Raw genomic sequence first — 20,923 nt, forward strand, 5'->3', positions numbered from 1 at the left:
CTTCCGCCGACCGACGGCGGGCCGTCGGTTCCTTCTTCGTTGAAGGTCCGGTCGAACACCGGCAGCGACGCGCGGTGAGCAACCGTCCGTAGAGGTCGCGTACCCCGCCGAAGCACCCGGTACTCAAACCGGCGGTGGCGGTTCGCTGTGAATCGACTGAGTGCCGACTCTTGGCGTCGGCTACTTGTTGTAGTCGGTGCTGCCCTCGACGGCGTGCGTGGTGCTGATCAGCTTCGCGAAGCAGTGGTCACGGTCGAAGCCTCCGCTCCTGCACCACGCCAAGGCGCCCTCGGCGGTAGGGAACGTGAGCCCCGCGACGGTCACCCAGTAGTTCGAATCCGAGAACGTCGACCAGTCGCCTGACCACAGCAGCCGCACACCCGGGTAGGCCTGCCGGAGTTGCTGGTGCTCGGCAAGTATTGCCGCACTGGTCCAGGTGCGTCCTTCGGCGACCAATCCGACCCACTTGGAACTCAACTGAGGGACCCAGGTGTCGGTGAGAGTCGCCAAGACCATCGGCTTGTCGCTCGTGGCGATCGCGCGCAGCTGGTTCCCGCTGGCGGTCTCGGCATCGGGCTGCGTGGCCGGGTATGTCGGAGCCGGCCGGGACACGGGTCGGCTGGTGCTGTCGATGATGTTGGCCGTCAACGACGGTACGGTCGCCGATCCACCGATCTGCGTGTCGTACGTCATCGAGCCCTGCACCTCGACGTACATCGTCACCCTGTCCTTCTCGACGAAGTTGGCGACCATGTCCGCGTCGTGCGCGGTGATGAGGGTGTTCTGGTCGTAGTCGTACACGTCCGTCATCGGCGCGGATGCGGTGTCGGCGCGGAACGTCGTCGCGCCCGTCGCTGCATCGAACTGTGTTATCACCCCGTACACCACGACCTTTCGGCCGGCCCATGCGTCGGGATTCTTCACCATGAGTGCGAACTCGCGCGCGGTCAGCGACTCGTAGCTCGACCGGTCCAGACGCGTCGTGTCCGGTGCGGGCCGGCGTGCGGCTGGCTCCTGCGGCACTGTGGGTACCGGCGCGTTCGGAACACTTGCGGCGACGGTCGGTGCCGGGCTCGGTGGGGCTTTGTCGTCGGAAGTGGATCCCGTCAGCTGGAGGCCGAGCAGGACACCCACCGCAAGGACGAGTACCGCGATGCCCCCGGAGAGCGACGCGGTGAGGACGGGATTCCGCCTGTCGCGCTTCGGATTTGCATCGTCGTATCCGTCGGGCCACGGGACGGTCGGCTGCTGGTGGTCGTAGTACGAGTAGACCATGGTGGTGTCCTTTGATGCGTAGTGGCAGCGTCTAGCAGAGATACGTGTTGGCGGCGATCACCACGGCCTGGGCTTGCGTGTAGGTGACGTTGTTGTTGGGCGTGATGCCGAGCCGGGCCATGGCGTTCAGGTAGCTCAACTCATCGGCGGACGCCGGGGCGGCCGCGCCGATGGTGGTGCCGATGCTCAGGGTCAGCGCCAGCGCGAGGCCGGCAAGGAACTTCTTCATGGCTTACTTCTTGGTCGTGCGGATGGAAATGTGATGGCGCGACCCCCAGGGGTTGCTGCGACCGGTAGAGTCGCCGCTTTTTGAGCGCGGTCCATCTGACTGTTCAATGGTGCTTGAAATTGAAAAGTCCGACGAACTGCTCGTTTAGAGGTCCGACTGATAAAACGTTACGGAGATACCCCACCGGAGGAATCAGGGGTTTCCCTATCAATAAGTTTGCTGGACGACGACGACGCCCCATGCGTCTCACGTGTAACGCAGGGACGACGTCAGCGTCCGTCACGCGAAGAAGTCCGTCGTCCCCGCGGCGGTGGCATGCTCGCAGAATGGCGGCCAGCCCCGAAACCGTCTACGCCCGGGACCGCGACGTTCACCTCGCCTATCAGGTGGTCGGTGACGGCGAGCCGGACCTTCTGTGGGTCCCCACCGCCACGTTCCCGATCGATCTGCTGTGGGATGAGCCGACCGTCGCCGGTCACTTCCGTAGGCTGTCGTCGTTCAGCCGGCTGATCCTGACCGACCTGCTCGGCGTCGGCAGCTCCGATGCCGTGCCGATCTGCGACCGGCCGGCCATGCAATCATGGGTCGACGGTCTGCTCGCGGTGTTGAATACCGTTGGCGCCGAACGGGTCTCGATCTTTGCGATGGCCGAGTCGGCGCTGCCGGTCATGCTGCTCGCGGCGAGCCACCCCCAGCGCGTCAAGTCGCTGGTGCTGTGGAGCCCGTTCGCGTACTACCCCCGCACACCCGACCAGCCGTTCGGGATGCCGGAACCCACCCTGACCGACTACGTCCGCTGGTGCGAGGAGAGCGTCGGGCGAGGCGACGCCGTCCATCTGACGCCGAGTTGGGAATCGGACCTGGCGAAGCGTCGCTGGATGGCGCGCGGTGAACGGCTCGCGGGTGGTCCGGGGTACTTCGCGGACATCTTCGATCTGTTCGTGCGCACCGACGTACGGCCCGTCCTCGACAGCATTCAGGCGCCCACGCTGGTGATGCACCGCCGCGACGACCGCCACGTGCGAAGCGGACATGCGCAATACGTCGCCGAGCGGATCCCGCATGCCCGGTTGGTGGAGTTCGACGGCGACGATCACGTGTGGTTCGCGGGGGACGCGGACGTTGTCGTCGACGAGATCGAGTCGTTCCTCACCGGTGGCCGCGGCACTGTTCCATCCAATCGCGTGCTGTCGACGGTGTTGTTCACCGACATCGTCGGGTCGACTGAACGTGCAGCGCACTTGGGCGACGAGGCGTGGTCGACCGCGCTCGCCGCGCACGACCGGGTCGTCGAGCGCCATGTGAACGGTGCGCGCGGCACGGTCGTGAAGTTCACCGGTGACGGCGCGTTGGCGACGTTTGACGGCCCGGCGCGGGCGATCCACTGTTCGTGCGCGATCCGCGACGCGCTGGACGATCTCGGGCTGACGATCCGCGCCGGCCTGCACACCGGTGAGGTCGAGATGGCCGACGGCGACGTGCATGGCATCGCGGTGCACATCGCGGCGCGGATCATGGGTCTCGCGGGCCCCGGCGAGGTGCTGGTGTCGGGGGCGATCCCGCCGCTGGTGCTCGGGTCGCGGATCGTGTTCGACGAGCGCGGCAGCCACGAACTCAAGGGTGTGCCCGACCGGTGGCCGGTTTTGGCGGTGCGCTGACGCATAAGAACGTCAGCGCAGACCGGACTCGATGTCGGCGACGGCTTGTGAGGCCTCGGGCCCGCAGATGGTGCGAAGGTCGACGGTTCCGCCAGCCAGGATGCCGTCGACGCGGTTCTTCAGATCACCGTCGACGACGTGGGCGTAGAGGTTCGCACCGGGACACGAGGTGTCGTGGCTGGCGTCGCGGTGCCCGGCGAGCGTGTCGGTCGGGATGTCGAATCGCTGTGCTCCCCAGGCGAAGGCGAGCGCAGCGCCGTGGAGCTGCTCCTCGGTGATCTCCTCCTTGTCGAAGTCGCCCTCGCAGACGACCAGGAAGTGACCGGTCGGGTCGTAGTTCGTGGCGGTGTCGCCGACGAGTTCGGGCTTTCGCAGTTCGTAGATGTTGCCGTTGCGGTCGACGCTGAGGTGATAGGCGATGTCGATCCAGCCCTGGGTGTCCTGGTGATAGTGCTGATGCTGGCGCAGGCGTGCCGGCGCGTTGGCGTTGTCGCCGAGGGTCACCGCGGTGTGGTGGATCGTCATGCGGACGGGGGTGTGTTGCGTGCCGCCGGCGTGGGGCGGCTGGGCGCCCCAGGCGGTGCGGCACAAGATGTTTGGGGCGTTCGGCGGAGCCGCCGTTGCGAAGGGTGGCGGTACGACGGTGGCAGCGGCTGCCAGACCGGACAGTTGCAGGAGTCGTCGGCGGCTGAGTGTGAAGCGGTCGTCGGCGAGCATGTCAGCCCATCAACGAGATGACAGCGGCGATCAGCACCGCGACGCCGAGTGCCGTCATCACCAATGACGAAGGGGCGCTTCGGCGTAGCACCGAGTTCATCGGGTTCTTCGGGTCAACCCAGACGTCGACGGTTTGGCCGGGTGCGTATCGAGAGGCTTGTGCGGAGGCGATACCGCCCAAGCCCATGCCGAATCCGAGGGGTGTGCCGAACGCGGCGCGCTGCCCGACGAAGGTCTGGCCGTTGACTTGGTATTGGTAGGCCACGACGGAGCGCTGCACGTTGGCGCCCATGCGTCCGGCGCCGGCTTGGGTCTGGTAGCCGGCGACGCCCGAGCCGAGCATGGTTCCCGGGACGCGCTGCCAGCCGAGGGCGCCGAGCAGCTGCAACACACCGGGCAGCCCGCGGAACAGCAGGAAGATCCCGATGATCAACAGGCCGATCTCGGTGACGTAGTTGGCCACCGCCGGAGCCTAACGCGCTGATCAGCGGCGTGCGGTCGTTCAGTTGAGCCGGCGGACGAAACGCTGTTCTCGATGTCGTCCGGACGGCGGTCCGGGCTGCGTCACATTGCCGTGCGGTACATGATCTGGACCACGAGCAAACCGTCGCCGGAATTTGCTCTAGTCCGCTAAGCGGACCTCTAAAGCATCTGTGACGTTTGCTTTCGGCGACGCCAGGGGCGGCGTCGTCGATTGCTTAAAGACTCGTCAGCGATTGGTCAGCGTATAGGGGTGGTGGGTATCGTCCGCCGTCGATGGGACGACATTCATTCGCCAAGATGCGGCGGCGTCCGCGCTTGGCGGTCGTTGCAGGCGTGATTACCGCAGCCACATTGTTTGTGGTCGGCGCAGACAGTTATCCGCACGTCCGTGACGCGGTTGGGTGCTGCGACGTCGCCGCGGCGCCACAACCACCGCCACCGGCGGTGAACCTGATGGCCGCACAGCCGCCCGCCCCGAGCGTCCCGCCCGTGCTGCCACAGGGCAGGGCGCCGGAAAATGGATTGCAGGTCGACACGATCTTGGCGGCGCGCGCGGTCAGCGCGGAGTTTCCCGAGATCCTCACCATCGGCGGCGTGCGCTCCGATTCATTGAAATGGCATCCGCACGGGTTGGCGATCGACGTGATGATCCCGAATGCTCGCTCGGCGGCGGGGATCGAACTCGGCGATAAGGTCCTGGCCTACGTGATGGCGAACGCGGAGCGCTTCGGCCTCGAGCACGCCATCTGGCGCCAGACCATCTACCGTCCCAACGGCTCGAAGAATGTCATGTCAGACCGTGGCTCAGACACGGCCAACCACTACGACCATGTGCACATCGCCACGGCCGGCGGCGGATATCCGCAAGAGGGCCAGGTCTACCTCCGCTGAACTCCCGCCGCGTCTGAAGGTGTTCGTCAATCACCCAGCACTCCAACATCTTTCGTGTTGATTGGCGGATCGGCGCTCTCGTGACGCCGGTGTCGTCCGCGGAGGCGTCAGACGAGCGACCTTGTCGCTTCGCGCGAATAGAGGTGGGCGCGTTGGGTTCTCGTTGTGCCCCCACCTCTCTGTGGCCAGATCATGGTTGTGGCTGGCGTCGGCATTGGCGAGCTGCGGGTCTCGGGGTAGATGGGCGGAACGCGAACGTACGCTGAAGTGCGTGAGCGAGCAGGATCGCATCCGCTGGGAAGAGCGATACCGGAACCGTACGACGCCGGGTGTATCCGCAGCCGAGATTCCGGTGGTGTTTGCTCCCTTCGAGGCAGAGTTCCCCGCCGAGGGTCGGGCACTCGATCTGGCGTGCGGGCAGGGGGTCGCCAGTGTGTGGCTTGCCCGTCGCGGGCTCGACGTCAGGGGTCTCGACGTCTCGGCGACAGCCATCGATCAGGCACGGGAACTGGCGGTGCAGGCCGGCGTGGGGGAGCGGTGTCGGTTCGAGGTCGTCGATCTCGATGATGGCCTGCCGGCGGGCCCGCCTGTCGACGTCGTCATGTGTCACCGCTTTCGTGATCTCCGGCTCGACCAGTCCATCGTCGATCGGCTGGCACCCGGTGGGCTGCTGGCGATCTCAGCGCTGAGCGTGGTCGGCGCTGGCGCCGGGCGCTTCCGGGTGCAGCCGGGCGAGTTGACCGCGGCGTTCGCTCAGCTCGAGGTCATCGCCGCGGGTGAAGGCGACGGCGAAGCATGGCTGTTGGCAAGGAAACCGGCACGATAGCGGAACCGTTCGTCCGGTCTGTCTGACGCGGAGTAAGCCGCGCATCGCGGTGGGTGAGGCGCGGCTAGATCGTCCGCTGTGCGACGAAGTCGGCGAAGTGGCGAAGGTCGATGGCGCCTCCAGCGAGTGCGTCGCCGATCGTCGTCTCGCCGACCCGGTCCCAGGTCGAGAGCCGGCAGAGCCGGGGAGTCTGCGCCTCAAGCGCCGCAATGTCTTTGACCGCATCGTAGAACGCGCGTTGCTTCCATCGAGGTGAGCCAGGCCCGTCCAGAACACCGGGTGGACTCGGCGGCCCGAACATCGCCTCGCAGGACGGAGTCGTCCACCGTTTACCCCACTTCCCTGCGGCGAGGCATTGCGTCTCGAAGTCGCCGCACAGGCCGAGATACGTGTCGCGCCATGGAAGGGCCGTCGCCCACTGCGGATGGAGCGTTTGAGCCCGGTAGCGGTTGAAGTGCAGCTCTTCGTCGAGTTCGATCACCAGCCCGCCCGAGAACGCCAGGTCCCACGCGCCGGGTCGCAATCGCGGCATCGGTGTCTGTCCGCCGAGCGACTCAAAGAACTCGGCGACCCGCTCACGAGCTTGTGAGCCGAGGGCATCGAGCCGAGGAGCAGGCGGAGCACTAGTGGCCACAGTGAATCCGGCACGGGCCATGAGATTTTGCAGAGCCTGTGCTCGAGCGCCTGTGCGGACCACGGGGATCAGTGTGGCATCTCGGCGGGTTTACTCTCCGCGGCTACGCGCTGTTTGACCGCTCGGAAGGTTGAGGCGAGGGTTCAGCTGAGGTCGTCGAGCACTTGATAGCCGGCGTTGTATCCGGGGATGAAGGTGATGCCGGGGCCGCCGTGACAACCGGCACCGCAGAGGTAGAGCCCGTCGATGCCGATCGGTCGATCGCGGAAGCCCTTCGGGCCGGGGCGGTTCGGGCCCATGAGGTCGGGGTGCAGCAGGCCGTGGCAGAAGTCGCCGGCGGGGGCGCCGAACATGGTGTTCATGTGGTACGGCGCGAAGGTGATGTGCCGAATCTGGATGTCTTTGAAGTTCGGCGCGTAGCGGGTGATCTTGTCGATGACGCGTTGGGCCATCTCGTTTTTCAAGTGCCCGTGCTGGTCGCGGGGCGTCTCGACCGGAAACGCGTAGGCGTAGGCGCTGGCAGCATGTTTTCCTGGCGGGGCCATGTTCGGGTCGTGCACGGACGGGATCTGGATGCCCAGCGACGGGTTGTCGGGAACGACGCCGCGGCAGGCGTTTTCCCATTGGCGTTGTTGTTCTTCGGGTGAGCCGAAGATGCCGACGGACGGTTGCATACCGGGCTCGTTGAGCAGGTCGTACGGCGGGCCGAATTCGGGGAGGCCGTCGAGGGCAAAGTGCATCTGGACGAAGGACGCGCGGTGGTCGCGGTCCTGGAGCCGTTCGAGCAGCTGGGGTGAGAGGTGCTGGGCCTCAACGAGTTCGGTGAGGGTGGTGTCGGGGGAGAGGTTGGATACGACGATGGGTGCGGTGATGGTGTGGCCGTCCTTGCGGCGGACGCCGGTGACCTTGCCGTCATCGACGAGGATCTGTTCGACTTTGGTGCGGTAGCGGATCTCGCCGCCGCGGCTTTCGAACATCTCGCGTAAATGCTCGGTGAGGGCGCCGATGCCGCCTTCGAGTTTGGTCATCATCGCGGTGCCTTCGTCGGGGACGGCGAGGGCGAAGGCCAGACAGGTGGCGCTGCCGGGGGTGTAGGGCCCGCGGTAGGTGGAGTTGATGGCGAGGAATGCGAGCATGCCGCGCATGACGGCGTGACGTTTCCTGTCGGGCAAATAGCGGTCGATGACGTCCATCGCCGATCCGAACAGGGTCTCGTGGATTGCGCGGCGTTCGGATTCGTTTGTGGCGCAGGCGTACATCTCGTCGATGGTCTTGGGTGGTTTGCGGACGTCGAAGCGGCCGAGCGCGCGGGCGGGGCCTTGGCTCCAGGCGATGAGTTCGGCCATGCCGGTGACGGCGTCGGTGCCGTGTTTCTCGGCGAGGTGCGTCATGAGTTGCATGGGGTCGCGGTAGAAGACCATGGCTTCTTCGCCGGCTTCGCCGATGTTGACCGACATGACGTCGGCGTCGACGGTGGGCAGGGTGTCGAGGCCGAGGTCTTTGGTGATCTCGCTGGGGGTGGGGAACTGGACGGACCCGGCGATCTCGTAGCGGAAGCCGTCGATGAGTTCGACGGTGGCGGCCATTCCGCCGGCGTAGGTGTTGGCCTCGAGGCACAGGGTGCGCAGGCCGGCGCGTTGGAGGACGGCGGCGGCGGTCAGTCCGTTGTGGCCGGCGCCGACGACGATCGCGTCATAGTCACTCATGTCGGCAGGCTATGTCAGTACTGACATAATTGTGGCAGTACTGACAAAGTCGTGCGATACGATCGCGGAACTATGGCGATGCCCGTGAACCTGCATCAGCAGCGCAGTCAGGCGACCAAAGAGGCGCTGCGGCGGGTGGCCTTGGCGCGGTTCGCGAAGGACGGGTTCGCGAACGTGACGGTGTCGCAGCTGGCCGAGGAGGCCGGCGTCACCGAGCGGACGTTCTTCCGGCACTTCCCGACGAAGGAAGCGGTGCTGTTCGCGGACTATGAAACGCGCTTGGAGTGGCTGGCCGAGGCGCTGGCGCGGCGGCCGGCGTCGGAGTCGCTGTTCGATGCGGTGATGGCGAGTGTCGGGAGCTTCCCGCACGATCTGGAGGTGGTGCGTCAGGCGGCGCTGCTGCGGGCGAGCCTGATCGGGGAGCGGGCGGCCGGCCACCTACGGGTGGTACAGGCGTCGTTCGCGGCGGTGATCACCGACTTCGTGCGAAAGCGCTATGCCGATGTGCCGGGCATCGAGTTGAAGGCCGAGGTGGCGGGCGCGGTGTTGGCTGCGGCTTTGGTCGTGGCCGTGGAGAACTGGGGGCGCGGCGGGTGCGTGGGCGATCTGGGCCAGATCGTTTCGGAGAGTGTGGAGTTAGTGCGGTCGGGGCTGGCGGTGACGCATGCTTTTGATCAGGCGGACTGACACTCCTCGCCACGCGGTTTCGCCGCGGATCTTGCTGGCCAACGTATTGAGTCCATGTAGCAAATCTTTCGCAGCCGCATTCGTACCGAACCGACGAAAGGTCCATCGCTATGCGGCTCGACTGTGCGTGAACGCACCGATAGTGTCGTACCCGGCTAGCGGTCATGGGGGACAAGGACGTTGTTCACACGTTCGTACGATCGCGACATATACCGGCGAGGTCGCAGCGCTCACATTGCGTGCACCATGAAGCGAGACGGTTTAGTTGGTTGTCTCGTAACGATTCCCCGGCCTCGCGAATTCGCTCACGAACGTCGGTAAGCAGGCCCGTCTCAACTTCCTCACGTGTGCTCTTTCCGGCTTCGTCGAGATTAAGTACCTCAATCAAGTCTGCGTTCTCGCCAGTTAGTTCTTCATACCCGACTGCGTACACATGCAATTGATCTCGAGTGACTTCTTCTGGCTGAGCACGGTCGGTGGACTTGAAGTCGACGATCGAGAGTTCGTCAGTGTCGAGCCTCCGGATGAGGTCAATTCGTCCGTCGACCGTGATGCCCGGCGCTACGTGTACCTGAATCTGTTTTTCCGAATGTACAGTTCGCGGGATATCGTCCCCGTGTGTGGCGAAGTACCGCTTGATGGCCGCGACAGCCGATCGCTCGAGAGTCTCCCGAAGCTCGGGGTAGGCGAACGGGGTAAAGAGGTGGCGATCAACCAAATCCTGGGCAACGGATTCATCGAGGATCTCGCCGGCAACAGCCTTCTTATGCACTTCGGACAGGGCATCATGCAAACCTTTGCCGTAACCGAGCGCCTCGTGCAGGGGCGGATTGAAGCCGTACAAGAAGCGGAGCTTGAAGGAGTAAGGGCACTCGAAGAGGTACTTCAGCTCTGAGAACGAGAAGGTCACCTCTGGAACTTCGTGGCGCGGTTGCGGCTCCATTCGAGCTGGCAGAGGGTTTGTGCTCGGCCGCGTAGACACCCAAGTCTGGCCGGTGCAGTGGTCGAAAAACTCTGATCGGTTCTTATACAACTTGTTAGGGCCGGGAGAGTAGCTCAGCCAAAGGTACTTTTGCGCGCGCGTAATGGCTACGTAGAAGAGTCTCGTCTCATCTTCAACTGTGCCGCGATAACGGTCAGCATCCGCGACCGCTTCCTCGGGGATGACATGAAAAACACTCAGCCCGCCCTGGCGCTTCGACGGAAACCGATTCCGACGCAGACACGGGACGAACACTGCTGGCCACTGCATGCCCTTAGCCTGATGCACTGTCGATAAGGTGACGGCATCAGGCGAGGCGTACCCGACATCGGCGTCAGACTCTGCGTAATAGTCGGGCGCCTGGTGTGTGAGCCACCCGACGAAGGATTCGTACTTCTGTGCGGGTGCGGAGTTGAAGTAGATCTGCTCGAAGTCGGAGATGACCTGGCTGAACTTACCAAGTTGGTAGAAGACAAGTTCACCACGGGCTGGTAACCCAGGCACCGACTCTTCTCGAAGCTCCAGAGCTGCAAGAAAATCGAGGTAGACACGCTGGATGTTGTAAACACCCCACCTATCACCGCGGCCAAAATTTCGACCCTCTTCGAGGATCGCTACCGCACCGGGCCAGAGTTCGAAGTCAGGCACAAGGTCGGCGACGTCCCAAAGCTGACTCAAGGTGTCGGCGTCGATCTCACGTGTCATGAATCGGAATAGGCCAACGACTGCGATGATCTCGGCACTCTCGAAGAGCCTGTTCAGCCCTTTGACTATGTAAGGAATCCCACGGCGCTGCAGTTCCTCAACCAGCGGTCCGGCGTCCTTCGCCACTGAGCGGAACAGAACCGCGAAATCGGACCATGACAGTCCTCGAGCGACGCTACCCGGAGCATCGATGAATGGCACGCCGCGCATCTCTTCGATGCGGTCGCAGATCCACGATGCCTCAGCCTGCTCGTCGTCGAATATCAGGGCAAGTATGTCGCCTCGATCCCACTGCTGACTTTCGGCCGATACCATGGTTTTCGCTAGGCGGTCGGCTGACGGAATCCTCTCGGCGACAGAACGTCCCAACTCAACGATGCCTCTGCTGGAGCGAAAGTTCTCAGCAAGAGTGACTTGGCGGACACCCTGATGGCGCCCCGAGAAGTTGATGATGTTCGCCACCTGGCTGCCGCGCCATTGGTAGATGGTTTGATCATCGTCACCAACGACGCAAAGGTTGGCACCGTACTTGACGAGGCCGACGACTAGGCGCTCCTGGAGCGCGTTGACGTCCTGGTATTCATCGACGACGACATACTTGACGTCGCTCTGGATATGGTCGTGGATAGTGCGGGCGTCCTCGTCCTCGTCAGGATCTGCTTCAAGGAACGACACTGCGAGGTTGATCATTTCGGTGAAGTCGAACTCTGCCTTCTCGACGAGAAGGCGGAGGTACGAATCCAAACACTCCCAAACGCGCTGGTCGACGAGGTCTTCGTCGACGATGTCTTCGCGCAAGATGCTGGCGATCTGAAGGTAGAGCCGAGAGTGTACGAAGCGTCGAAGTGTAGGTGTCTTCGCCGAAGATGTAGGGCAGGCCGTCAGGCCGGACTTCCTGCTGTTGCGGTCAACGAGCAGGCGCGCGGTTATCTCTGTGAGCACAGAAAACTTGAAGGTGTCCGGAACGAGACGCTGTAGAAGGTCTAGGCAGTAACCGTGCATGGTGCCGATGTACATCTCGGCCATACCCACGACTTCACCGTGCTGTTCCTCGACGAGGCGCAGAACTCGGTCCTTCAGCTCCGCAGCGGCCTTCTCAGTAAATGTAAAGGCGATGATGTTCCGTGGCTCCACCCCGGATTCACCGAGAATTTTTGCGATGCGCTGCGAAATGACTTGGGTCTTACCGGATCCCGCGCAAGCAATGATCTGCAGAGTCTCATCTATGCATCTGATGGCTTCTTGCTGAGACGGCGTGTATTTCGTCATTTGGATGCTGCTGGGTCGTTGACACTCGTAACACGCGATGGGCGCTCGGTGATCTTGGCAATGCGTTTGGCAATCTCCTCACCGAGCCAGACGAAATCATCCAGGTTTTCCCCGCGGAGTTCTTTGGGAAGCTGCATGATCGCTAGCTCCTTCCATGCCTTGCTGTAGCTGTAGTGAGTTCTTCCTTTACATTTCTGCGTCGCATCGTGGGCGTCATCGCCTAGCACCTGACTTATCGCACTCGCCGCGCCGGGCGGAATCAGGTCTTCGATCTCGACAGGATGCTCCCCTATATTGCATGCCTTGGGCCATGACCCGAGATAGATGATGTGGTCGTTGGCGGTCCAACCGAAGTCTTTTAGATGGTCGCGGGCTGAACGGCCGTGTGCGTCCTGATCCAGGATGGCGATAACTGGCACGTGAGTCGCCGAGTCCGCCAGGACCGCTTGGAATACGACCTTTTTGGCGCCTCCCGCGCTGATGAAGTGGATCCCTTCAAGGAGATCTGGGCGTCCGGCCGCCTGAAGGCCGTAGCGAAGGAACAGTCCATCGGTGTAGCCCTCTGTTACCACTATGGCCCGCGTACCGGCCGGCGCGGACGTGGCCTGCTCGAGAACGCGTGCCAGGCCGCGGTCAGTGAACAGCGATCCAAGTAGTTCCGCCCGGTCCTCATTTCCGCGTGCCGTCGCCGCTAGATGAGTGTTGCCGTCTTTACTCTTTCGGAGCTCGGTCACCCGCGCGTCAGCTCGTCGAGAGATGATGTGTGGTGAGTGAGTAGTTACTAGGAGAGTTACTTCTGGACGTTCTGCGAGCTTTTCCAACTGCAGTGCTATGCCCTCCTGCGCGCCAGGGTGCAGGAAAGCCTCCGGTTCCTCGACGGCGAGCACCAGAGATCGTCTGCTCTGCTCGGCGAGATACTGCAGCATCGAGATAAGAACCGCCCCGCGAAGACCCGTGCCTTTGCCCTTCAGCTCTGTACTGGCAGCGTCCGCGAGCGTGATACCAACAGACGACAGGGTGTCGTTCAGCGTCGGCACGTCTGGTAACAGATCCACGATCTTTATCTCGGAGAACACAGAGGAGACGCGCTCAAAGACCCGTTCGCGTAAGGGTCTCAGCAGCACCGTACGAAGCCCTTTGACGTACTTCTCTCTCAGCTTCTCCGTATCGGCTAGTTGTGTTGACAGGTGGTCGTTGATGACGAGTTGCAGTACCTCTCTGAACTTCCCGTTCAGCACGGACTCGAGGTCTTCGCCACTGTGAACAACGCCAAAACGGACAACCTTAAGAAACTGACTTTCTACCGCGAGGTGCTCTGGGCTGTCGATGGGGAGGGAAACCGCACCTAGCCCTTTGGCTTGGTAGCTGACCTGGCGTGCACCTTGAGCACCGAACGTGACGACGCGGCGGATCTCCCCATCGTCGGCGTAGGTCCTTGCTTTTCGTCCGGGATCCCGACCTTGTTTTGTGCGGAGCGCCAGTTCGTACTTCCGCGCGCGATGAAGGAGTGTGGTCTGGGGGCTGCTCTTGTCAGTATTCCTGAAGGTCAACGTAATGCGGGTGTGCTTCGGGGGACCCTTTCCTTGGGTAGCGACTGGACGGTCCCGCTCCGGGACGAAGACCGACTCTGGGTCCATCGACAGCTCGAGCGCTGAAATCAAATTGGACTTCCCGCAATTATTAGGTCCGACAAAGAAGTTGGCACCGTCTGCGAGCTCAAATTCATGCTCGTCAAGGAAGCTTCGGAAGTTGGCCAGCTTGATGTGCGTCAGTTTCATAAGTTTCTAGCATGTCCGGGCGGATGCATCGTGGCTAAACCTCGAACACCTTCATCACCTCGTCGCCGTAGTCGTTAATCACCTTAACAGCGACCTTGTTGCCGTCAGCCGGCGCCGGGAAAGGACGAGAGACAGTCTGGTACAACGAATTCCATGCCTCCTCGTCGATATCAGCCTTCAGTGCGATTCTGAGCCGTTTATAGGGATCGTTGCGTCCCGTGAAGTAGCAGTGACGCACGAAGAACGACTCGCCGTTGTAATCGGTGTCAATCATCCAAAGGGCGATCTGACCGGTGTCGTTGCTGCGGACTTCACCAGTCGTTGGGTCGTAGACATCTACACCTCGAAGGTCGACGACGTACCCCTCTGGTGTGTTACTTATCTCGATGTCAGGCTCACCGAATACCGTGAAAAGGTTTCCAGCGCCGGTCTTCTTGAGTTCCTCGCCCATGAGGAGGTCGGCGTTCATGCGCACCATGAGCACGGGCAGCTTACCGAGCAGTCGCGCACCCTCGACGTGGGCGAAACCCTGTTCAGTCGCTTCGACCGTCACTCCATCAGTCTCTGTCACGTTGGTGACGTTGGGGTCGAAGGCGAATCCGAGAAGGCAGAGCAGGTCGATGTCACCGGCCTGGATCGCCTCCTTCGCGGCATTCTTTACGTAGGTTGCACTCACAGTTCCGTACTGTGGACCGACCGCAATGCCCACCCGAGCCGGCCTAGCGTGAGCGCCAGTCTCGACTTGCTCACCAATTGCTTGGATGTACGAGCCGGCGTACGACTCGAAGGCTGCGAATGTGATTCGTTCGGATCTGGTGCCGTTCTGGATCCCTGCCTTGGCGAGGTTGTCCAGTATCGACTGCTCGAAATTTGGCGATGCAACGTCTTTCGCGGCCAAGCTTTCTGAAGTCGGCTCGTCCCAATTACTGAAGGAGAGGGCTCGGTGCGGGCTGAGGGACTCGACCGTAAACGGGCCGGCGACCCGAACTTTCTTCGTGTCTTCAAAGGGAGCGTCGTATAGCGGCTCGAAGTCTGCGTGACGGCGAATTGCGGCGTCAATCTCTTCACGAGTCATGCCCTCTTTGATATCGGGATTGTTGGCTATCGATCGAAGCGTTACGTGGGGTACACGCTCGTAGACAAACCCAAGACGAATGTCATTTGCGAAATCGTGATTTGGAAGTGCCTTCGCTGAGAGTTCCTGTTCCTTCGCGCGCCCCTCTGCGCTGTCCGATAGGAGATACCACGGATAACGCGCACTCATTACGCGCAGCCTTGCTAGTGCGAGCGCCACCCTGGAGGTATCGATGGTCACCCATCGACGGCCCCACTGTTCTGCTACGAACGCCGTAGTTGCGCCACCACATGTGGGATCGAGCACCAGGTCACCGGGATCCGTTGCCATCAATATGCAACGCTCGATTATCGTCGGCGCTGTCTCGACGACATAGCGTTTGTCCCGAGCTCCGCCAATGTCGTTCCACACTTCAGTGAACGGGTACGCTGGGAAGTCATCTAAAAATCGCACATAGGCGGGCATTGTGCGCCCGGCAGTAACTCTTCCTGCGAGCATTAGCCTTGCCATACCTGCCTCGCTAGTTTTCCACCTCGCCTGAAGACTCGGACGGTAGGTCTTCCCATCAAGATCAATAGGAAACCAGGAGGCAGCCCCTTCCCCCTTCTCACGCCCCATGCTTTGACTAGTTAAATTGTCGTGTCGAAATAAGCGTGCCCCGACTGGCAACAGCGAGAGATCCACCTTCTCTTCGCGCGTGATAGCGCGACGGGATCCGTCTGGCAACTGGACTCGCGTGTACATCCCGGCGCCGTCACCACCACCTACTTTGCGACGTAGGAGTGTTCGATTTTTGACGATGTCTTTGTTTTTCGCGTACCAGTGGACATAGTCGACGGTTCCGCCTATAAAGTCACCAGTCGCACTGCTTGTCTTGGAAACGATTACGGTCGTTATCCAGTTCTCAGAACCGAACACTTCATCGAGAAGGTTCCGTACGAGGTGTACGTTCTCGTCGCCGATCTGGACAAAAACGGAGCCTGATTCTGCCAACAAGTCTCTTGCGACGCTGAGGCGGTCACGCAAATATCCAAGATACGAATGGATGCCAAGTTGCCACGTATCTCTGAATGCCTTGATCTGCTCAGCCTCGCGGGCGGCATCTGCCAGTTTCCCATCCGACACGTCCCGCGATCTTGTTGAAACTTGCCAGTTGGAGTTGAAGCGGATTCCGTAAGGCGGGTCAATATAGACCATCTGCACTTTTCCGCGCAGCTTCTCCCGTTCTGCAAGGGAAGCCATTACTTGTAAACTGTCACCAAGGATAATTCGATTCGACCAGTTGGCGCCGTGCTTGTAGAACTCGATTTGCTGGAGGTCGTCGAGGCCGTCGAATGAGTCGAACAAGGTGAACTCGGGCTCGTCATCGGGCCGCTCCGAAGTCCGTCTTAAGTTCTCGATCAGCACACGGGGGTCGATCTTCTCCTGGATGTAGATCGGCGGTGCGTCAGTTACTAGATCGTTCCTATAGTCGTCGATCCCGTCCGCCGACGGGTACTTGCCCCGCCAAACCAATTGAGGGTCAAGCGATTCATCTCGTGCATAGCGCACGCGACGAACTTCCTCTAATACGGCGCTGTTAAGGAAATCGACGTTGTCTGCGGTCGGGATGTTGGTCCGCTTATCGTCGTGCGTGATCGAGTCAACCGGGGTCGAGGCTTTCGAGGTCTTACGCGCCACGAGCGCTCCTATCGCTGCCAGTCTGGTTAAAGTCGAGAAGGTCGGGGTCGCCGATGATCGGCGCGTCGGCGTACAGGGTCTGAATCGCCTGTGAGAGGTGTACTTTGAAGGCGTCTGGATCTTTCATCTCGATGTAGCCCCAGCGGCCGAAACCGCCATGGTTGTTCACGGCCACACACCAAGAGTCGCGGGCAGTCACTGCCTTTTGTTCTGGGGAGCCCGGGCTGTGTGCGTGCTTCAGGCTGCCCGATACCTCGATGATGAGACTGCGGTTGACTTCGGACTCATCCTGTTTTGTCAGCCTTAGCAGGAAGTCTGGAACGTAGGAGTGGCTGCGCCCCTTGTGGACATAGGGGATAGCGAAGCCGAGGTGGTCGTTCTTCACATACGCGTGAACATTCTTGTTCAGCTCAAGTTCGTTGGCCAGGCGCTCTTCCCACGTATTGCCATCCTTGCCGTCGAGGGTGACATGCGAAACCTCAGACTTCTCAGTGGGCTTGGTGCGTTTGCGGGTCACGAAGTCGACGTCGCCCGTTGACCCTTCCGGGTCGAATCGGTTGATCATCGGGCGAAGTCGCGCACGTCTGTTACCGTCCTGGCTGATAATGGCGTTCCAGACCTGTTCGGCTGCGAGGACTTGCCCCTCGGTGATCGTCATGAGATAGCCCAGGCCATAGCCGCCTTTGAATATGACCCGTTGGTCGATCCAGTCTTTGCATAGGCGAACCAATTTCGGGAAAAGCCAGGGCCGCTTGTCGTTGGCAGCCGCGAATCTCTCATCGAGGATCCGCTTCGCAAGGGCAAAGGCGACCTGTTGGGACCGGTATTGCGTCGGGTCGCCCTCCTCGAGCTCTCGTTTGCCGACCACTCCACCCATCTCTACCCAGGACGGGACCGTATTAGGGCCGATCTCGAACGGAGGCGCATCCTCGAGGTCGAGCCAGATATCCTCGTCAGGCAGCTCGACACGGTATCCGTCGAGGTTTGGGAATGTGATCCTCAGATGCTCCCGGCCTTCGAGTGCGCGCACCTCGACCGAAGGTTTCGGTGGTTTCGGATCGGCAACAGGTCTATCGCTGGAGATGAACTGGAACGGAATTCCGTACACGTTGGCGTATTCGGGCTCGAAGTGGCCGTCTTCGTTTGTCGCGTAATTGCGCCGCCGTAAGCCCCGGCCCACCACCTGCTCGCACAGCAACTGACTACCGAACGCTCGCACTCCGAGGATGTGACTGACCGTGTTGGCGTCCCACCCCTCGGTCAGCATGGAGACAGAGACGACGCACCGTACGTCGGCGCCAAGCTTGCCCTTCTTGCCGACGGTGTTCATGACTTCGCGCAGAAGGTCCTCATCGGTGAGCTTCTCGGCGTCGGCGCCTGGGTTGCGCTGGCGGTACTCCGCTTTGAACTTGGCGATCTCGAGGCGGGCGGCCTTCTTGAAGTCATCCTTGAGTGCTTCGCCGGACTCGAGCTGCGCAGAGTCAACAAGAATGCTGTACGGGCGGGCTACCGGTTTCCCGTCAATCATGTTGTTGAAGAGTGCGAGGTTTCCTGCCTTATGCGCTACGACGTCGTCGCCCTCGACGATCACCTCGCCTGCGATCCAGTCGTATACGAGCTTGCTGACAACGGTATTTGGGCAGACGACAATGTAGACCGGTGGTGTTTCGCCGTACGGCTTGAGCGCCTTCTCCCAGTGCTCGTATGCCCGCTCGTAGCTGCGGTACAGACTTCGTAGAGCGCCCTCCAGTTCCTTTGGGGGTAGCCAGTCCTTCACGGTGTCTTTCGCCGCGCGCTTTGGCAGCTGTGGCCCGACGTACTCCCACAGTCGCAAGTAGGTCACGAGTTCGTCGTCCGCGTCATCATCGACCGGCGTACGCGGAACCTTCACGATGCCGGCCTCGATCGCATCCATTAGAGAGAAGTCGCTGACCGTCCACGGGAAGATATAACCCTCGTTGTAGCCACTGCCGGAGAGGTAGAAGGGCGTGGCCGACAGGTCCCATATCTGTTTTATTCCAACATGTTTAGCGACGGCATGTAGACCGGTGAACCAGACACCCGCCTGCTCATTTTCCTCGTTCTGCTCCTTATCGCGCTTCTCGCCGGTTTGAATTGGGCGCGCCAGGTAACAGTGATGAGCCTCGTCGTTCAGGACCATGATCTGTTGTCTATCCGCGCCGAGGTCGCGGAGCACGCGACTGACCATCGCCTTCGGAGACTCCTTGAATGGATCGTCTTTGCGATCACCTCGAAGCAGAAGCCGGGTGTTCTTGGCGATGCCCCTGATCTCCTTGGCGTCCTTGAGAAGGAAAGAGTGGTAATTGGTAATGACGATTCGCGCCGTCTCAAGGCCGCCCTTGAGGTCAGTCGGGACGAGGTTACGAAGGTCGTAGTAATTCTCCGCATCCTCTGGAAGCAACACTCGCAGGCGGTCGCGGATCGTGATGCCGGGCGCAACGACTAGGAAGCGGTTCGTGAAGCGCGCGTCGCGCGGGGTGTACTGCTTGTTCAGCGTCTGCCAGGCGATAAGCATGGCCATGACGATCGTCTTTCCCGATCCCGTGGCCATCTTGAGCGCAGCGCGCGGCAAGCCACTGTTGTGCGCATCGTTCTCCGGCTCAAGGCGCTTTCGCCAATCGGAGTAGGGCGCGTGACGGCCTGCGACCTCTGTCAGAAAAATTGCGGTCTCCGCCGCCTCCCGCTGGCAGAACAGGACGCGGTTTTCCCTCGTCGGGTCAGCCCAGTGCTGCAGCAGCTTACGGGTGATCGCGGTGACGCCGTCGTAGTGGCCCCCGCGGCGCCACTTTTCAACGTCGCGTCGGAGATCGTTGATCAGGCTGTTCTTCTCGCGGCGTTCGCCGGTTAGGTCGAAGTCGATCTCTTCCTGGACGCCTTTGCCCTTTCCCTTCTTTATCGCCGCGATCGGTACGAAGGATTCGCTTGGCCGCCGGCCGTCGCGGATCTCGCCGGTCGGCCCATGCAGTCCTATCTCATAATGTCGATCCGGCTGCTCGTATGGACTGTTCAAGATCGGGTTGTCGATGTGTACTGTCACCTGGCGCGTCCTTGTCTTCGGTGGCGGAGAGGGAGACTGGCGGCTGCTAGTGTTGCCGCCCGCCGGCGGCCTACTCCGCTTATTGTTACGACTCGTCTTACGCGCACGCCGCCCCCGCGATTTCGGCGCTCGTGCTTCGGTCGCTGGTACCTGATTGATCTCGCCGTATGCAATAAATTCGGAGAGCACAACCGCCCTAAGCTTCTTCGCGTTGCGAAGGCCTTCGAGGTACTCCATCTGGGCGACCTGGCTCCGTAGCGCTCCAGTCTCGTGACGTTGGGTGCGCAGTTCTTTGACAACACGCTGCCGCGGTTCCTTTGCTCGAGTGAACCAGCTGCGCAGCAGAGTCGGCCAGGCCTCTCTGATGAAGTCTTCGGTCGGCCTGGCTCCATATATCTGATGCAAACTGTCGGCAGTATCTGTCTCGTCGTAGTTCTGAAGCAGGTCATTGCAGAGCGTGACCAGTAGATCTCGCGGCAGGTTCCCCCATTGGAATTTGTACCTCGGCAACTTTCTCCCCGGTCCGAACTCCCGTGCAATCGACAGTTTTGCAGAAGTGGGGCCATCAATCAGAGCATTCGAGCGCGAAGGCAACCGCCGTAGGGTTCAGCGAACTGGAACCACCTCTCCGGCGAGCGAGAAGCCGGCCAAGATCAATCCCGCAAACCGTTCCGGTGTATGGGGCGCGGATCCCATAATTGGGACCACCGTGCCTGTCAGCGGTGGCATCGGTGCCCGTGGGTGGTCAGTGGTCATCGGAATTAGCTGAGGAGTTCACGTTGGTTGACGAGCATCCGGACGACGGCGGTCTGGTGCGTAAGGCGGTCGACTTGTTTACGCTTCTCGGCCCCACCCAGCAGTTGCTGGTCTTGCCTGTGCGTACCGTCGATGACTTCGAAGATGCAGTCTGGTACGTTCGCAGCCGGTCAGCAACTTGCCACCCCATCCCGCGGTCAGTAGCCGCCATGGCGGGCCGCCCTCGATGCCGAAGAACCCTTGCTGGAAGTTGACCGCGTCCTCGGCTGTATCCGCCGGTCTTGCCAAAGCTGCTGTTCGAGTCGAGCCGGGCCATTCGACGACGTAGAGCAGCAACAGTCTCTTCGCGCGGAGATCTTCACCGATGAGCCCGAACGGTGGAGGCCGCGATCTGGAGCGGACGACGAGTCTTCGGATGAAGAACGCGACCGGGGGCGCGTTCTTCTTGACGAGGCCGTCGGGGTCGCGGAGGCCTTCGGGGTCTGTATAAGGACCTGTTCGCGATTTACCTCAA

General features: G+C 61.5%; 14 protein-coding genes. 4 read left to right on the forward strand and 10 right to left on the reverse strand.

Features of this window, described 5'->3' with window-relative positions:
- Nucleotides 1–180: 180 nt before the first annotated feature.
- Together AU197_RS00100 and AU197_RS00105 are read right to left on the reverse strand one after the other, a co-directional pair.
- The gene (locus AU197_RS00100; RefSeq protein WP_064400387.1) at nt 181–1,275 is read right to left on the reverse strand and encodes a hypothetical protein; all 1,095 of its coding nucleotides are present in this window, start codon (nt 1,273–1,275) and stop codon (nt 181–183) included.
- A gap of 31 nt (nt 1,276–1,306) precedes the next feature.
- The gene (locus AU197_RS00105; RefSeq protein WP_064400388.1) at nt 1,307–1,504 is read right to left on the reverse strand and encodes a hypothetical protein; all 198 of its coding nucleotides are present in this window, start codon (nt 1,502–1,504) and stop codon (nt 1,307–1,309) included.
- Between the two features lie 326 nt (nt 1,505–1,830).
- Here AU197_RS00105 and AU197_RS00110 point away from each other — a divergent pair, with 326 nt between their 5' ends.
- Nucleotides 1,831–3,162, forward strand: coding sequence for an adenylate/guanylate cyclase domain-containing protein (locus AU197_RS00110; protein WP_064400389.1), 1,332 nt, complete (start codon nt 1,831–1,833; stop codon nt 3,160–3,162).
- 12 nt (nt 3,163–3,174) lie between these two features.
- Here AU197_RS00110 and AU197_RS00115 read toward each other — a convergent pair whose 3' ends face one another.
- Nucleotides 3,175–3,879: a peptidoglycan recognition protein family protein gene (locus tag AU197_RS00115; protein ID WP_197415415.1), complete on the reverse strand. Its 705-nt coding sequence runs from the start codon at nt 3,877–3,879 to the stop codon at nt 3,175–3,177.
- Between the two features lies 1 nt (nt 3,880).
- Entirely contained in the window at nt 3,881–4,342 is a 462-nt protein-coding gene (locus AU197_RS00120; protein ID WP_064400390.1) for a DUF3592 domain-containing protein, read from the reverse strand.
- A 473-nt stretch (nt 4,343–4,815) separates the two neighbouring features.
- Here AU197_RS00120 and AU197_RS26390 point away from each other — a divergent pair, with 473 nt between their 5' ends.
- Together AU197_RS26390 and AU197_RS00130 are read left to right on the forward strand one after the other, a co-directional pair.
- Nucleotides 4,816–5,253, forward strand: a complete 438-nt coding sequence (locus AU197_RS26390) for a VldE C-terminal domain-containing protein (protein WP_353612123.1) — start codon at nt 4,816–4,818, stop codon at nt 5,251–5,253.
- Between the two features lie 271 nt (nt 5,254–5,524).
- Nucleotides 5,525–6,079 carry a class I SAM-dependent methyltransferase gene (locus AU197_RS00130; RefSeq protein WP_064400391.1) on the forward strand — a complete coding sequence of 185 codons (555 nt, stop codon included), beginning with the start codon at nt 5,525–5,527 and terminating at the stop codon, nt 6,077–6,079.
- A gap of 64 nt (nt 6,080–6,143) precedes the next feature.
- Here AU197_RS00130 and AU197_RS00135 read toward each other — a convergent pair whose 3' ends face one another.
- Nucleotides 6,144–6,713, reverse strand: a complete 570-nt coding sequence (locus tag AU197_RS00135; protein ID WP_231744782.1) for a DUF7255 family protein — start codon at nt 6,711–6,713, stop codon at nt 6,144–6,146.
- A gap of 143 nt (nt 6,714–6,856) precedes the next feature.
- Entirely contained in the window at nt 6,857–8,419 is a 1,563-nt protein-coding gene (locus AU197_RS00140; RefSeq protein WP_064400393.1) for a phytoene desaturase family protein, read from the reverse strand.
- A gap of 72 nt (nt 8,420–8,491) precedes the next feature.
- On the opposite strand from AU197_RS00140, the gene AU197_RS00145 reads away from it, so the two are divergent.
- Nucleotides 8,492–9,106, forward strand: coding sequence for a TetR/AcrR family transcriptional regulator (locus tag AU197_RS00145; protein ID WP_064400394.1), 615 nt, complete (start codon nt 8,492–8,494; stop codon nt 9,104–9,106).
- 184 nt (nt 9,107–9,290) lie between these two features.
- On the opposite strand, the gene AU197_RS00150 is transcribed toward AU197_RS00145, so the two are convergent.
- Genes AU197_RS00150 through AU197_RS00165 form a run of 4 tightly spaced genes read right to left on the reverse strand, consistent with a single transcriptional unit; the run spans nt 9,291 to nt 19,653 of the window.
- On the reverse strand, nt 9,291–12,062 hold the full coding sequence (locus AU197_RS00150; protein WP_064400395.1) for an ATP-dependent helicase: 2,772 nt from the start codon (nt 12,060–12,062) through the stop codon (nt 9,291–9,293).
- Complete coding sequence (locus tag AU197_RS00155) at nt 12,059–13,840, reverse strand: AAA family ATPase (protein WP_064400396.1); 1,782 nt, start codon at nt 13,838–13,840, stop codon at nt 12,059–12,061. Before AU197_RS00155 ends, AU197_RS00150 begins: the two co-directional genes overlap by 4 nt.
- Before the next feature lie 34 nt (nt 13,841–13,874).
- Nucleotides 13,875–16,595 (reverse strand): site-specific DNA-methyltransferase, encoded by a 2,721-nt coding sequence (locus AU197_RS00160; RefSeq protein ID WP_064400397.1) that lies wholly within the window; start codon nt 16,593–16,595, stop codon nt 13,875–13,877.
- A complete protein-coding gene (locus tag AU197_RS00165; RefSeq protein WP_064400398.1) occupies nt 16,585–19,653 on the reverse strand; it encodes a BPTD_3080 family restriction endonuclease in 3,069 nt (1,022 codons plus the stop codon). Before AU197_RS00165 ends, AU197_RS00160 begins: the two co-directional genes overlap by 11 nt.
- Nucleotides 19,654–20,923 lie beyond the last annotated feature (1,270 nt).

The organism is Mycobacterium sp. IS-1590 (assembly GCF_001500025.1).
Lineage (GTDB): Bacteria > Actinomycetota > Actinomycetes > Mycobacteriales > Mycobacteriaceae > Mycobacterium.